Consider the following 14,197-nt stretch of genomic DNA (forward strand, 5'->3'; position numbering starts at 1 on the left):
CTAGCATTGAGTTTGTTCCCTCGCTTGGGCATTGTGTAGAGTATTGCACGGTACATTGGTTTTCGTTTTCCAACGTTTTTCAGTGTTCTGGAGGATTCGACTAGCGGCCTATGTCACACGCCTGGAACGCGTGCGGGGCTAACGCCCCTCGTGGGTTCAAATCCCACATCCTCCGCCATTACCCCCTGATAGGAATATCAGGGGGTTTTCGCTTAGCCAAAGACCGCTACCCTCATGGTTAATCCACCACTACTAAGCATCGAAGCATGAGTCGTGCCCGAAGCTTCGCGCTCTAACCGTAATGATCTAGTACGCTGCCCAAGGGGCCAAAAAGAACTAGGGGCATATCCACACTCAGCCTCTAATGGTGCCTCTTATGGTGTCATCGTGACTATCGCCTGCTACCAGTTGTATACACCTACTGTGAGTGCCCAGCCATAGCAAGCGAAGAGAATCCCTTGTGCTGGTTTAGCGTCGATACGCGAGGGCTTTGCCATCAACCGCAAGATACAGCCGCCCCTCCGCATCAAGGTACGCGCGCGGCCCCTGCTCCATATACCGGGCAATAAGCTGACCGTATGTAAAGGCAGGGCAACCCACGCGGGTAGAAAAAGCCCCTAGGGCAATCAGACGATCTTCCTGAAAATGAGCCCAGCGGGTCGAGGCATTGCAATCGTAGGGATAATCTATGAACTGAGTATCCCCTGGCAGATCAGCTGTCGGGAAGGGCTTAGCATCCTCTGAAAGATCCTTAAAATATTCGCCGAATTGTAAATAATACTCTGATGTATCTCCTGTGATATCTAAATACCACGTGCCGCGGCGCACCTGATCTAATTGCTCAGGCGTCACTGGGTGAGCCGTATGAGGAAGATTCACCTCCCAGTTCGGCGCAACAGCATCGTTGGGGGTAAATCTCTCCGAACTTTTTAGCTCACCTGAGCTGGAGAAACCGACAAGTCCAATGATTATGGCAAGAATAATGCCGGCAAGGGCCTGGATAATAGCAACCATAGGGATTTCCTTCATAAGAGAGAAAAATTCGTGACACGGTGCGTCCTGGGAACAATCTAAGCAGTGCCAAGAACAGGGAAAAGTACCTTTATCATAGCTACCCTGCATATATTCCTTAACCGGAAAAGATATAGGGCTCGCGCGATAAGGTCTGAGGATCAAAGGCATTAAGCAATTCCTCAGGGGTACGAGCATCGACTCCGATCGAACGTGCGATGCGGGGAAAAACATCCTCCATCTCCCGGAAGGTCACTGCCCCGTCTCTCTTTGCAAGACGCTGTCTTTTGCTATTAAGGACCAGCGGGACGTGGACGAATTCCGGTACCTCAAACCCTAAAAGGTGCGCAAGATAGGCTTGGCGGGGAGCGGAACTTAAGAGGTCATCGCCGCGCACAATTTGATCAACACCTTGATAGGCATCATCAACTACGACCGCCAAATTATAGGCCCAATCAGGACTCTGACCGCCGCGGCGCAGAATCATATCATCCACCGGTCCGCGAACAGTGCCCGCATAGTAATCTGTTATATCCCACTGGCTCACCTGCGCACGCAGGCGCAGTGCGGGAACGCGATTTGAGGTGGCTAATTCGGCCCGCTTCTTTTCACGCACCTCGGCGCTAAGATCGCGGCAGGTACCAGGGTAGTGGCCGGGGATAATGTGGGGAGCAGAAGAAGCCTCAGCGATATCCTTGCGCGAACAATAGCACTCATAATAGGGCAATTTCTCCAAAGCCTGAGAATAGGCGGAGAAGCGATCGTGCTGGTACAGGACGCTTCCATCGAAATCGAGGCCGAGGGCACTAAGATCCTCAATCTGGCGCACAGCTGAATCCATGGATGATCGTTGGGTATCAATATCTTCAACACGAAGCAGAAACCGCCGCCCCGATTGCCGGGCGAACAACCATGCAAGAGTGGCAGTGCGCAGATTACCGAAGTGGAGGTCGCCACTGGGGCTAGGGGCATAGCGGCCGGCTGCAGAAGTGGGGGTGCTCATAGTCTTATCGTAGAATCTTTTCCATGTCACGTTATATCCCCACCCCATCAAGTGCTTATCCTGTGCTCTTGGCACTCTTTGTCACTATTTTCATCATTTCGAATATCACGTCGACCAAAGGCGTGATGATGGGTCCACTGGTGACGGACGGGGCCTTTTTCCTCTTTCCCGCGGCGTATATTATCGGCGATGTCTTGAGCGAGTGTTATGGGTTTAGAGCGGCGAGACGAGCGATCTGGACAGGTTTTGCGGCGATGCTACTGACGGTGGTGAGTTTTTATATCGCCATTGCATTGCCCGCCGCGGATTTCTACGTTGGCCAGGAGGCCTTCGCTACTACCTTAGGATTGGTGCCTCAGATCGTCGTAGCTTCGCTCGCCGGATATGCGGTGGGGCAATTATTGAATGCTTGGTTGTTGACCTGGATGAAAGATCGTCTTGGCGAGCACGGACTATGGAAGCGGTTATTAGGGTCAACGGTCCTGGGAGAATTCGGTGATACTTTAATTTTTTGCTTGATTGCAGCACCTGTTATTGGCATTAGCACCGTGGGGGATACGGCTAATTATGTTCTCGTGGGCTTCCTATGGAAAACCGGAGTGGAGATTCTTGTTATGCCAGTTACTTATCGAGTGATCGCCCTGGTCAAGCAGCGCGAGCTGATCACCGAATAAAAAATTCCCTCTCGTATTGAGAGGGAATTTTTCTATGCAGCGCGTTTTTCCTTCACGCTCATGAAATAATCCGCCATAAAATACATTGCGGTGCCGAAGGCGGCAATGAGTGCCAGCACTAAAAGAATCGAGTTATAGCTTAGATCCGTTGCCTGGAGGCGCGCAGTATAGGCGATGCCAAGCGGGATGCCAATATTAATAGTGAGGTTGTAGAAACCGATCGCAATACCCGACTTAGCGGCGGGGATATTGCTCAAGGCGGTCTTCACCAAGGGGGCATAGAGCAGGGCAAAACCAGAGGCAAAGAGCACGATGGAGAATACCATCACCCAAATAGAGACCTCAATAGCTAGGACTCCCAACAGCAAGGCCGCGATAATTGAGGCGAGCGCAATCAAAATGGTGATCCGGGAATTGAGCACCCGTCCGATCTTTCCCGATAACACGCCGACGATAATGGCGCAGACATAGCCTGGAATCATCAGCATGGCGCTTCTATCCTGGCTTAATCCGTAGAGATCACTGCCGGCGAAGGGCAAGAGGAAGATATAGCCTAATTGGGTGGAGTAGATAATAAAGACCAGTGCGATTGCCCAGACGTAGCGTTGGTTTTTGAAAAATTCCACCGTTACTAGCGGGGCCTTGCCTTTGACCACGTGGAAGGCGAAAAGCGCAATACCAGCAATGGCCATAACAAGCCAGATCGGGTTATAGGCTTGGAGGAACATCGTTAACGAGGCAGCGAAGACCGCGATGAGGATTAATCCGTAGAGATCGAGTGAACCATCTGTAGAGACTTCCTCAGGAACATTCTTTATCAGGAAGGGAACGGTGAGGATGAGTACCAGTGGTACCAAGAACATCGCGGTCCATGAGATATAGGTGGAGATGAAGCCTGAGGTCAAGGCGCCAATGAGTAAGCCTGATTGGAAGGCCGCAGTGGAGAAGCCGAGGTAGGTCTTCTGATCTTTCTCTTCTAAGTGCTTGGTTACGTAGATCACGTATAAGGTCTCTGCGGAGGCGAGACCAGCGGTTTGTACAATGCGGCCGAGTAGCACCATGGGCCAGATAGTGGAGAAGAAGAAAGCCATGAGCGAGCCGACGGTAGTAAGAATAACGCCGACGATCATGAGCTTGCGAATGGAGATAGAATCAGCGAGCGCAGCGTAGACAACGGCGCCGATACCAATAATCACACCCGCGAGGGAGGCTTGTAGGCTGGCAACATTGGGAGCGATGCCTAAGCCTTCAGCCATTGGGCCGGTCATGGTTTTGAATCCGTTGTCGACCACCAGGCAGAAAACGAAGGAGAAGAGCAATACGGGTACCGCGGCTTTGGGGTTAAGCGCTGGTGAGGCAGGAGCGCTGCCGGTAGAGGTTTTCATAAACTACCCTTAGATAACGAGCCAATAGGACGGGTTGAACGCTTAGAGCTTAGCCAACGGCAAAGCTAATTCCATCATTTGAGTGAAGGCATTTTGACGCTCGTCAGCGGTGGCGCGGGCACCGGTAACGAGGTTGTCGGAGGTGGTGAAAATACCAAGGGCATCGACCCCGGCGCGCGCAGCGATGGCATAGAGGGCTGCAGATTCCATTTCGACACCCAGCACGCCCATCCGAGCCCAGCGGGCGTTGGCGGTTTCGTCGTCGTTATAGAAGATATCGGAAGAAAGAATATTGCCCACATGTACAGGTACATTCTGCTCTGCTGCCTGATCGGTCACTGCCTTGAGGAGCTTCCAGGACGCGGTAGGAGCGTAGGTACCTGGGATATTGTACTGCGACATGAAATTGGAGTCGGTGGACGCAGATGCGCCAACGATGACATCGTAGAGATTGATATTTTCCTGCATCGCGCCGATGGAGCCTACCCGGATGACTTTTTTCGTGCCAAAGAAATTGATGAGTTCGTAGGCATAGATGCCAATTGATGGCATTCCCATGCCGGATCCCATGACCGAGACTGGGGTTCCTTGGTAGGTGCCAGTGAAGCCGAGCATATTGCGGACTTCATTGAATTGCACGACATCGTCGAGGTAGGTATCGGCAATGAATTTGGCGCGTAGTGGGTCGCCGGGCAAAAGAATGGTCTCGGCGATATCGACGCCTTTAGGGTTGATATGTGGGGTGCTCTTCTCGGCCATGGTTCCTCCTTGGCTGTATGGGATTATATGAGGGTTGTCTGGGATAATTGACCCTTTAGCAACCAGTTAAGCCACGGATCGAACATATGTCAATGCCCCAAAGCACAGATGCTATCTTTTGTGAGCAAGGGCATAGCCCTAAACCAATTTTTTGCGAAAATCGATCGGATGCCCAAAGGCCCAATCCTTATCGGTGGCCATTCGAGCTACCGACAAGCCGCCCGCGATAAAGAAGATAACCAATCCCGCATCCACGGCATTTGCAATGGCGCTGGAGATATCGTGACTCACTAATCCATACACCGCACGGTACATCATAGGACCTGGGATCATAATGACAGAGGCAGGCACCGTCATAGTAATACGCGGTATATCAAAGCGCCCCACTAATGCCGGCCCCATCAACCCAATAAGGAGCCCTCCAATAAAGGCACAGAGGAAAAGTGGATACCCTAGTTCTACGAGTGCCAAGCGCACTAAGTTCACCACCGTACCTAGGCTTGCTGCCAGCACAATCATCCGCCGTGATGAATTAAAGAGCACCGCGAAACCGGCGATACCAAAGAAGCTAGCAACGGTAGCGATCCCGAACCACTTTAATCCCGTCTCATAATAGATAGGGTGTGAGGGATTGAGGCTGATAGCGAGACCCGTCATGGTCACGGCGAAGGTGGCAGCGAGGCTGATCTGGATGGCATAAATCAATCGGGAGAAGCCAGCAGTGATATCAAAGCGCGCCAAGTCAAGCAGGGCTGCGAAGAGTGGGAACCCGGGAATCAGGTAGAGCACACTCGCTACATATCCAGCTGAAAGCTGATCGCGGCCGATAATTCCCTGGTGAAAAGCGAGTAACCCTAAGCCAAAGAACACCAAGCTCGATATCACGCCCGCAATGGCTGTGGTTCCAAGGTGATTAAAATGCCGGTGCGCTAGCAGCCCACGCACTATCTGACCAATGCCCGCGGCCACCGCCACGATCGCCGAGGTAAGCAGGAGAAAGTGGTTCAGCAAAGCGAAGCCAGCACAGGCTAGCCCTGCCGCGAGAGCTTTCTCCCACCAGCTCCACCGAGGCCCGGTAACCTGTTCGATCCAATCGAGGGTGGCCTGCAATTCCCCGAGCGTAATTGGGTGATGCAGGCGGTTATGGGTAAAATCCTCAATCGCTTCGATGCGCGAGGAATTAATCGCGAGCACGGCGTTCGAGGATACCAGGGTGCGAAATTCGCTGCCTTTGTAGAAGGTGCACACAAGCGAGTCAATATTGACGACGACGGCGAGATCATCGAAGCCGATCGAGCGAGCGGCGCGTTTCATGGCGCGCACCACGCGATAACCGCCGGTGCCAGAGCAGAGGAGCATGGTGCCAAGGCGCATTATTTGATCCGCCTCGACACCCATTTCCAGTTGTCGCTTGAGATAATCCACGGTTGCTTATTGTAAACGATAATCAAATAGCGCGGGAAGGGCTGAGTTTTTCACTAACGCATTCTACAAGCCACAACCGCTTTTTTCTATTGTCATTATCACACTATGCTCTTCGCCACCATTGGGCGAATGTGCGCAGGTGATATCCATATATCCGAATATATGCATTTCCATTAGCGCTAGCATAATCTCTGGCACGCTTTTAGGAAAACAAAGAAAGAAGAACCCTCATGCGCGCGAAGACATTCGTCATCACCGGATTCGCCCTCATACTCACCGCTTGCTCCTCCCCCGATCAAGGAATGAACAGTGCCGAGAGCACCCCAGGCTGCCCCTATTCCACTCTCGATCTCGCCGAAACCGCACTCGGCGTCTGGCTGCCCCACAAAATCATCCGCACCTCGGATACAGACAATCAGGTTTTTGAATTTCGGGTGCGTGATAATCACTTCGACCCGTGCCAACCACTCAGTTGGGTAGTACTCGAGGGCAACCTCAACAATGAGAACCTGAGCCAACCGGGGTCACGCCGCGAGAGTATGCTGCTCTTTAGCCACGATAAACTTATTACCGATGCACCCTATTTCCTGGCGCAGAACCTTTCCGATATTCACAGCGAAACTGGGCTCATCAGCGCAACCGTTGACGGCAGCACCATCAGGTACCGACTTTTAAACAGCGGCGTTGATCTCGAAGGCGACCTACAATCCACTCCCCTCCACCTCGATTTCACTACGGCCCCACCAGCAGATATCACTCCTGCATCCTTGCGCGGTAATGCACACCATAAAGTGATCAGCGCCCAGGCGGATATGGCTAAGGTCCTTGGCATACCCATGGGCGAACACGAAATCTACTGTGATTTTGAGAACGCGGAGAACTTCATCTGTGAGGATCATAGCGGCTTCGACCCATGGCCAACCACCACCGGAGCTGGGAGGGGGAATTATATTAAGGGCTCTCTAAAATTCCCGCCAGAACTCGATGTGGACTGGTTCGCCCCGCGCCTAGGCAAGGCCGAAGAGAATCTTCCCCATAATGCGCTGATCACCCTCGGGGATATCAGCGTTGACACCAGGGGCGAAACGGTACGTATTGTCTCCCACGATAATCTGGTCACCCTTGGTGATGGCATCGCAGACCTCACCCCCGAGGTATCCAGCACAGTTGATACGTCGCGGTATCCTAAGAACCTGAAGCCGTGGACTTCTTAGCATAATAGCGGCCGAGGAATTCTTCCTTGAACTCGTTGTAATATCCACCGTCGATGGAGGCTCGAATATTGTCAACGAGTCGCACCATAAAAGTCACATTGTGCATGGTGCATAATGTTCCTCCGAGGAATTCCTTGGCCTTGAACAGGTGATGGATATAGGCGCGCGTATAATTTTCCGAAAGGTATCCGCCGAATTCCTCATCGACCGGCCTAAAATCGCGTTTATACGGTGCGGCTGTGAGATTAACGCGCCCATCAAGGGTGTACACACCTCCGCGTCGCCCCAACCTCGTGGGGGCTACACAGTCGAAGGTATCGGCTCCGGCCTCGATGGCAGTAAAAAGATCGTCTGGTTCGGAAATGCCCAGCAAATGGCGCGGTTTTTCGCGCGGTAATTCATCGCAGACCCAGCCGACAATGGTCCCTAAATTCTCCTTTTCCAATGCGCCACCAATACCGAACCCTCCAAAGCCGCGCTTTCCTTCCGCCTCGTGCGCATCAGATAATTCAATGAGACCTCGTGTTGCCTTGCGCCGCAGGTCTTCGTACTGCGCACCCTGCACCACACCCCAAAGGGACTGCTTCGGTTTGTGCGCCCGCTCGCGCGTCAGTCGGTCATGTTCACTTAAGCAACGTTGCGCCCAGCGGTGGGTACGCTCTACAGATTGCTCCTGGTAAAGACGGGTGTCAACGAGAGTAGTCAGCTCATCGAAAGCGAACATAATATCGGCACCGAGCTGGTGTTGGATCTGCATTGATTTCTCTGGGGTGAAGCGGTGCCTCGACCCATCGATAACACTGCGGAAATCTACCCCATCTTCGTCCACATTCGCATAGCGGTCTTTCTTCTTGGCCCGGATATCTCCCTCAGTGAGCTGGGCAGTATCCATGGCGAGAACCTTCTTGAAACCAACTCCCAAGCTCATCACTTGGAATCCACCAGAATCTGTATAGGTTGGCCCGTTCCAATTCTCGAAGGCAGCTACTCCCCCAGCCTCGTCGACAATATCAGGACCTGGTTGGAGGTAAAGGTGATAAGCATTCGACAAAACCGCTTGGGCACCAGTTTCGCGCACTTGTTCTGGGGTGAGAGTCTTCACCGTGGCCTTTGTTCCCACTGGGATAAAAGCAGGGGTAGCAATATCGCCATGCGGGGTTTGAATGACCCCGGTACGACCATGACGTCCCGGGGCAGGTTCTAGTTCAGTGCCAACAGTAAAGCTCAAATCCATGGTCGACAGTTTACTGCATGGCCCCCTTAAAGATCGACGCGCGCCGCCTTCTTGGTGTCCTGTCCTGATTCTAGAGACGTGCCTTCAACATCAAGATGCGGAAGGATCTTATCCAACCATGCCGGCATCCACCAGGTTGCGCGTCCGCAGATGAACATAGCGGCGGGAACAAATGCCATGCGAATTAAGAAAGCGTCGAAAAGTACGCCGGCACCGAGTCCGAAACCGAAGATCTTGATAAAGGGCAGCGGTTGTCCGATAAAAGCGGCAAAGACGGCGATCATAATCAGCGCTGCGGCCGTGACCACGCGTGCACTGTGGGTGAAGCCAAAAATGACCGAGGCATCATTGCGGTTATAGGGCGAATCTTCGCCCTCTGCACTGTGGGAATAATGTTCCCGCATCGCCGAGACAATGAATACTTGATAATCCATCGCCAGCCCAAAACAGACGCCAATGAGGAAGATGGGCATAAAAGCGATAATGGGTGCAGGCGTCCCAACCAGACCCCATAGGCCCTCTTGCCAGAAGAGAACAGTGACACCGAAGGCGGCACCTACTGATAGCAAGAATCCAAGACCAGCGATCAGTGGCACCACCACCGAGCGGAAGATTATGAGTAAAAGTACGATGGCAAGACCCACTACGATCAAGAGATATAACGGCATCGCATCAGCTAGGCGGTTAACCACATCCTGCTGCACGGGCACAAGTCCGGTGATTCCTGTAGTGATACCTGTGCTCTTTGTTATCTCAGATTCTTGGTCACGTAGCGCATTGATGAGCTCGTTAGTTGCGGGGTCAATATTCGATCGCGCTGAGGTGAGTAGCATCTGAGCCGCTTTACCATCATCGGATACTTCGACGATCTGGATATGCTTGACATCTTGATTAACCGAGAATTTTTGGATGACATGGAGGTAGGAGGCAAAGGCTGCCGCAGCGCTGCGGTCAAAAGGACCCGTGCTGGGATTGTGGTCAGCTTCTTGGGCTGCCACCACGGGCGCGAGAACAGCGGCTTCGGGATCGACCTGATGGGCATCAGCGACCACGAGGAATTGAGCATCAGCACCCGGACCAAAACCTTCGTAGAGTAATTCGGCTTGTTTGCGTTGCGTCGTCTCATACGGCGATTGGCCATCAGAGGGCAGGGAGAGATGCAAATTGAGCCCTGGAGCAGTGAGCGCGCCGAGTAAGAAGATCACCACGGCGATGACCACTCCGGGGAAGCGATGCACGAGAGTAACCCAGCGTTGCCCCATGGTGACCGCTGGTTTGCGGCGGTTCTCAATCCACGGAATCCGGCCCTTAAAGGCTCGATCGCCAAGCACACCGAGCACTGCAGGCAGCATGGTTAGTGATACCGTCACTGCAATAAGAACAGTTAAAGCTGCGGCTAGACCCATATAGGTGAGGAAGAGAATATTCGCCACTGCCAGTGCAACAAGGGCAACAATCACAGTCAGGCCTGCAAAGACTACCGCGGACCCAGCGGTGCCCACCGCCATCCCGACTGCTTCTTCGGGAGGATAGCGCTTGAGTTCCTCTCGATAGCGAAAGAGGATAAACAGGGCGTAGTCGACACCCACAGCGAGACCTAACATGACGGCAAGAACGGGAGTGATGTTATTCAGGGGCACCCACGCCGTTGCGAGGGTGACCGCGAGTGAGCCCAACGCGACCGACATCACCGCGATCAACAGGGGCATACCGGCTGCGACAAGGGAACCGAAGGTGAAGATGAGAATGATGGCCGCTACGGCTAGTCCGATGATCTCCGAGGTTTCCTCGATCACGATCGGGTCGCCGTAGCCCGGGCCACCCGCCTCGACTTCTAGGCCCGCGGCGCGACCCAAATCCATAGCCACCGCCACCGTTTCCCGCTGATCGTCGCTGACATCGGCGGGCAGGGGAACATCAAAGGAAAATGTCGTATAACCAATGGTGTCATCGGCACTGAGCAGTGCAAGATTCTGGGCGTCTAGGCGCGCATTCTCCTCGGGAAAGCCCTGTTCCGTGGCCGCCTCGATCACGTATTTCTGCAGTTGAGGGCTTAAGGTGACGGGATTACCAAAGCGCTGCGTATCCGTGAGGCCTTCAAGGTTCTTCTCGATATATTCCACGACCTCATCAACGGCAGCGGAATTTTGAGGAGCAGTTAACTTTTCCCCCGGTGGAGCCTTGAACGCAATGGTGACGCCGGTGGAATCGAGGGGAGATTTTTGATCTGGGAAATTGCGCGCGAGCAGGTCGGTTGCTTTTTCAGCCTGGGTTCCTTCGATGGCGAAGACGTCATTATAACCCTTCTCGAAGGCAAAGGCTGATCCACCGAGTGCTCCTAGGATCAGCAACCACGCAACAATAACGAACCAGCGCGCTCGAAACGACCAGACGCCTATTCTGTACAGCAATCGTGCCACGAATGCTCCCTTTCTCCCCTGCGTATATTCCTTCTCCCATATGCTACTACTTCACCCTGGATGGCAGAGCTTCTCTTTTGCTTCTCTTCTGCTTCTGGTCTGCGTTTAGAGTAAGTATGGGTACCAGACCTGCGGGTTAGGGGTTCTAAAACGAAAAGGATCAGCTGTCGATTAAACAGCTGACCCTCTCATTATTGGCGGTGGCGGCGGGATTTGAACCCGCGGTTGGGGGTTACCCAACACTCGCTTTCGAGGCGAGCACCTTCGGCCACTCGGACACGCCACCGTTTGCAAAGTTTAGGGGATGGGGAACGCGGGGGCAAATTATATAAAAACGCCCTCCCACATAATCTGTGGGAGGGCGAAATAAGCTTTGCGAGAATTTACTTCTCGTCGTCCTTCTTGAAGGAACCAATTACCTTATCGGCTACTTCTTTAACCTTGTCGCCGGCATTGTGCACGGCATCCTTAACATCAGCAACGACCTGGTCGGCCTTGCCCTCATCCTTGAGGCTCTCGTTATCAGTAAGGTCACCAGCGGCTTCCTTAGCCTTGCCTTTAAGGTCGTCAACGGTATTGTCGAAATCAGACATTATTGCTCCTTTAGTTCCAGTACCGCTACCACACCGGTCATTGACGAGGGGAGCCGATACTGATTTTTATCCTAGAGCAGCTGGGTACAGCTGCACGCCCCATTATAATCCTAAATTCCTAAAAGAGCTACGTCTTTTATAAGAAGATCCACAGGATGAGCTACCGCTAGCCTGCAGAATCAACGTAATGAACGAAAAAACTGGCGCAGGAGAGATGCGCACTCATCGCCAAGCACCCCACCCGAAACCTGCGGGCTGTGGACAGCTAGCGGTGCCCGAGGGATATCAATCCACGAGCCACACGCTCCGGTCTTGGGCTCAAAGGCCCCAAAAATTATATGATCGATCCGAGCAGAAACCGCCGCGCCCGCGCACATGGCACAAGGCTCAAGCGTGACTACTAGGGTACATCCCGTTAAGCGCCACCCGTCATCGTGGTGCTGCGCTGCTTGAGCTAATGCCATCATTTCGGCATGACCGAAGGGGTCCCGATCAGTTTCCCGACGATTATGCCCCATACCAATAACATCCCCGGCCGCATTAATCACCACCGCCCCCACGGGGATCTCTACACCTGGGCACCTCGTGGCCTCAGCAAGAGCACGGCGCATATAGGTCTCTGCACCCTGCTGGTGCTCGGGGCGCGGTAATACTGGTGGATCAACACTGCTCGTTGCAGGGCGAGAGGTCTGAGGGCGCGGATCCATCAGGCGCTCTATTCGCTGATATCCATACCGACGGCGCGACTGAATTCCTCCTCGCAGCCTAATTCTTCACACAAGCTCTGCAGCTGTTCAGAGGCCCACCACTCGGATTCATCGCACAGGATAGAAAGTACCTGCTCGCTGATGCCAAGATCGGCTAGAATATCGAAATCGCCGTCAGGCCAGCCTTCGGTGTCGGCAAAGTCCTCCTCGGGAATATCGGGTATATCAATATCCATCTCTTCGAGGAGCGAAGCGGCGAAGTCATCGACAGCTGCCATGGAGGCGTCGGAAAGAAAGAGTCGGACGCGGCTCGGAGTTGGACGGACGATGACAAAGTACTCATCATCGACACATAAGAGGGCAAAGGCCGCAGACTCCGCGCGCAAGCCGCGCACAGCCTTAATGGCGGTTTCGATATTGGTAGAGTCCTCAGAAAACCGTCGAACCTGCCAGTTCGATTCGGATCGGGTGACAGTTACGGCAAAATTACGCTCCATACCGAACAACCTTAGTCCTTGTGTGCCACACTTAGCATGTGAGTATTAACCAAATTTCCCGTCCCGTCTGCATTCTTGGCCTCGGTCTGATCGGAGGCTCACTCATGCGCGCCCTCCACGAGCACGGCGTCGACGTCTTCGGCCACAACCGTTCACCGTCTGCAACCCGCAAGGCCCGCGCGGAAGGCTTTGATGTGACCACGGATCTCACCGAGGCTCTAAGTCGCGCGGCGGAGAGTAATGCTCTTATCGTCCTCGCTACTCCAATGCCCGCTGTCGCCTCGCTACTCGACGCTTTGAATGAATATGCTCCGCACTGCGGATTCACCGATGTCGTCAGCGTCAAAGGCGAAGTATATGCCCTCGTGAAAAGCCGGAATATGCAAGACCGCTACGTGGGAGGGCACCCCATGGCAGGCACGGCCGAATCAGGGTGGGACGCTTCCTTCCCAGAGCTCTTTCGCCGCGCCGTGTGGGTAGTTACCTTTGATCACCTCGTCGATTCAACAGAGGTTAGCCGTACCTGGAAACGTCTCTGGATTGATGTGGTGCATATGGCCACTCTCGTGGGGGCGGAGGTGGTACCCGCTCGGGTCCATGCCCATGACCTGGCCGTTGCACGGGTGAGCCATCTACCTCATATTCTCGCTGAGGCCCTCGCGATCGTGGGAGATAATGGTGGGGCACTCGCCCTCTCTCTCGCGGCTGGTTCCTTTCGCGATGCTACCCGGGTTGCCGGCACATCACCATCCTTGGTTCGTTCGATGTGCGAGACCAACCATCTTGCCCTCGGTGAGGCACTCGATGAATGTTTAAGCATTCTCCGTGATGCTCGTGCCCATCTGAGCCCACCACAGGCTGAAATTCAAGATTTAGTCGATAGTGGTTACCGCTCTCGCGTGCGCTTTGAAGCGCGCTCAGGTCTTAATGCCTCTCAGTCTGTCAGCCCCGCCAAGATCTCCAATCGCCCCGTTTTCCGGTTGCACCACGACGGCACCGATTGGGCCAATCAGCTTATTCAGGCCGAAAATCTTGGTGCCCGCATCGAAGTGCTCTAATAACAGGCAGACAGGAGCATATAAAGGCATCTCCAGCTAGCTTCTACCGCGAGGCCCGAGAACAAAAAGAAAACCCACTTCAGACTTGGTGTGAAGTGGGTTTTCTTTTTATGGTGCGCCCGGAGGGATTCGAACCCCCAACCTTCTGATCCGTAGTCAGATGCTCTATCCGTTGAGCTACGGGCGCAAAATTGCGCTGCGGTGCAACGAAGTAAAA

At 53.6% G+C, this 14,197-nt stretch carries 13 protein-coding genes and 3 tRNA genes; 4 read left to right on the plus strand and 12 right to left on the minus strand.

Features of this window, described 5'->3' with window-relative positions:
* Window positions 1-89: 89 nt before the first annotated feature.
* Window positions 90-178: transfer RNA gene (locus tag N7326_RS07190), tRNA-Ser, on the plus strand.
* A gap of 290 nt (window positions 179-468) precedes the next feature.
* Here the strand turns inward: N7326_RS07190 and N7326_RS07195 are convergent.
* The gene (locus N7326_RS07195; protein ID WP_259289577.1) at window positions 469-1,014 is read right to left on the minus strand and encodes a hypothetical protein; all 546 of its coding nucleotides are present in this window, start codon (window positions 1,012-1,014) and stop codon (window positions 469-471) included.
* Between the two features lie 115 nt (window positions 1,015-1,129).
* Window positions 1,130-2,014: a tRNA glutamyl-Q(34) synthetase GluQRS gene (gluQRS, locus tag N7326_RS07200; protein WP_259289576.1), complete on the minus strand. Its 885-nt coding sequence runs from the start codon at window positions 2,012-2,014 to the stop codon at window positions 1,130-1,132.
* A 23-nt stretch (window positions 2,015-2,037) separates the two neighbouring features.
* Here gluQRS and N7326_RS07205 point away from each other — a divergent pair, with 23 nt between their 5' ends.
* The gene (locus N7326_RS07205; RefSeq protein WP_259289575.1) at window positions 2,038-2,688 is read left to right on the plus strand and encodes a queuosine precursor transporter; all 651 of its coding nucleotides are present in this window, start codon (window positions 2,038-2,040) and stop codon (window positions 2,686-2,688) included.
* 32 nt (window positions 2,689-2,720) lie between these two features.
* Here N7326_RS07205 and N7326_RS07210 read toward each other — a convergent pair whose 3' ends face one another.
* The 3 genes from N7326_RS07210 to N7326_RS07220 form a co-directional block, all read right to left on the minus strand.
* Window positions 2,721-4,073: an MFS transporter gene (locus tag N7326_RS07210; protein WP_259079135.1), complete on the minus strand. Its 1,353-nt coding sequence runs from the start codon at window positions 4,071-4,073 to the stop codon at window positions 2,721-2,723.
* A 42-nt stretch (window positions 4,074-4,115) separates the two neighbouring features.
* Window positions 4,116-4,832 carry a purine-nucleoside phosphorylase gene (gene deoD, locus N7326_RS07215; protein ID WP_259289574.1) on the minus strand — a complete coding sequence of 239 codons (717 nt, stop codon included), beginning with the start codon at window positions 4,830-4,832 and terminating at the stop codon, window positions 4,116-4,118.
* A gap of 138 nt (window positions 4,833-4,970) precedes the next feature.
* The gene (locus N7326_RS07220; RefSeq protein WP_259079138.1) at window positions 4,971-6,257 is read right to left on the minus strand and encodes a threonine/serine ThrE exporter family protein; all 1,287 of its coding nucleotides are present in this window, start codon (window positions 6,255-6,257) and stop codon (window positions 4,971-4,973) included.
* Between the two features lie 230 nt (window positions 6,258-6,487).
* Between N7326_RS07220 and N7326_RS07225 the strand changes: the two genes are divergently transcribed.
* Window positions 6,488-7,471 carry a hypothetical protein gene (locus N7326_RS07225; protein WP_259289573.1) on the plus strand — a complete coding sequence of 328 codons (984 nt, stop codon included), beginning with the start codon at window positions 6,488-6,490 and terminating at the stop codon, window positions 7,469-7,471.
* On the opposite strand, the gene tgt is transcribed toward N7326_RS07225, so the two are convergent.
* The 6 genes from tgt to N7326_RS07255 form a co-directional block, all read right to left on the minus strand.
* Entirely contained in the window at window positions 7,443-8,705 is a 1,263-nt protein-coding gene (tgt, locus tag N7326_RS07230) for a tRNA guanosine(34) transglycosylase Tgt (protein ID WP_263088355.1), read from the minus strand. The genes N7326_RS07225 and tgt overlap by 29 nt on opposite strands.
* Before the next feature lie 26 nt (window positions 8,706-8,731).
* Window positions 8,732-11,125 carry an MMPL family transporter gene (locus tag N7326_RS07235; protein ID WP_263088356.1) on the minus strand — a complete coding sequence of 798 codons (2,394 nt, stop codon included), beginning with the start codon at window positions 11,123-11,125 and terminating at the stop codon, window positions 8,732-8,734.
* A 195-nt stretch (window positions 11,126-11,320) separates the two neighbouring features.
* Window positions 11,321-11,411 (minus strand) — tRNA-Ser (locus tag N7326_RS07240).
* A 97-nt stretch (window positions 11,412-11,508) separates the two neighbouring features.
* Window positions 11,509-11,718, minus strand: coding sequence for a CsbD family protein (locus N7326_RS07245; RefSeq protein WP_259079146.1), 210 nt, complete (start codon window positions 11,716-11,718; stop codon window positions 11,509-11,511).
* Window positions 11,719-11,897: 179 nt separating this feature from the next.
* On the minus strand, window positions 11,898-12,329 hold the full coding sequence (locus N7326_RS07250) for a nucleoside deaminase (RefSeq protein ID WP_259289587.1): 432 nt from the start codon (window positions 12,327-12,329) through the stop codon (window positions 11,898-11,900).
* 104 nt (window positions 12,330-12,433) lie between these two features.
* Window positions 12,434-12,922, minus strand: coding sequence for a tRNA adenosine deaminase-associated protein (locus tag N7326_RS07255; RefSeq protein ID WP_259079147.1), 489 nt, complete (start codon window positions 12,920-12,922; stop codon window positions 12,434-12,436).
* Between the two features lie 38 nt (window positions 12,923-12,960).
* On the opposite strand from N7326_RS07255, the gene N7326_RS07260 reads away from it, so the two are divergent.
* On the plus strand, window positions 12,961-13,980 hold the full coding sequence (locus N7326_RS07260; protein WP_259079156.1) for a prephenate dehydrogenase: 1,020 nt from the start codon (window positions 12,961-12,963) through the stop codon (window positions 13,978-13,980).
* Window positions 13,981-14,091: 111 nt separating this feature from the next.
* Here N7326_RS07260 and N7326_RS07265 read toward each other — a convergent pair.
* Window positions 14,092-14,167: transfer RNA gene (locus tag N7326_RS07265), tRNA-Arg, on the minus strand.
* Window positions 14,168-14,197 lie beyond the last annotated feature (30 nt).

The sequence above is a fragment of the Corynebacterium sp. ES2794-CONJ1 genome (genome assembly GCF_025660615.1).
In the GTDB taxonomy this organism is placed as follows: domain Bacteria; phylum Actinomycetota; class Actinomycetes; order Mycobacteriales; family Mycobacteriaceae; genus Corynebacterium.

Coding starts and splice junctions, on each gene's coding strand:
- N7326_RS07195 (WP_259289577.1), bottom strand. CDS start 1,014: ATGGTTGCTATTATCCAGGCCCTTGCCGGCATTATTCTTGCCATAATC.
- gluQRS (WP_259289576.1), bottom strand. CDS start 2,014: ATGAGCACCCCCACTTCTGCAGCCGGCCGCTATGCCCCTAGCCCCAGT.
- N7326_RS07205 (WP_259289575.1), top strand. CDS start 2,038: ATGTCACGTTATATCCCCACCCCATCAAGTGCTTATCCTGTGCTCTTG.
- N7326_RS07210 (WP_259079135.1), bottom strand. CDS start 4,073: ATGAAAACCTCTACCGGCAGCGCTCCTGCCTCACCAGCGCTTAACCCC.
- deoD (WP_259289574.1), bottom strand. CDS start 4,832: ATGGCCGAGAAGAGCACCCCACATATCAACCCTAAAGGCGTCGATATC.
- N7326_RS07225 (WP_259289573.1), top strand. CDS start 6,488: ATGCGCGCGAAGACATTCGTCATCACCGGATTCGCCCTCATACTCACC.
- tgt (WP_263088355.1), bottom strand. CDS start 8,705: ATGGATTTGAGCTTTACTGTTGGCACTGAACTAGAACCTGCCCCGGGA.
- N7326_RS07245 (WP_259079146.1), bottom strand. CDS start 11,718: ATGTCTGATTTCGACAATACCGTTGACGACCTTAAAGGCAAGGCTAAG.
- N7326_RS07250 (WP_259289587.1), bottom strand. CDS start 12,329: ATGCGCCGTGCTCTTGCTGAGGCCACGAGGTGCCCAGGTGTAGAGATC.
- N7326_RS07255 (WP_259079147.1), bottom strand. CDS start 12,922: ATGGAGCGTAATTTTGCCGTAACTGTCACCCGATCCGAATCGAACTGG.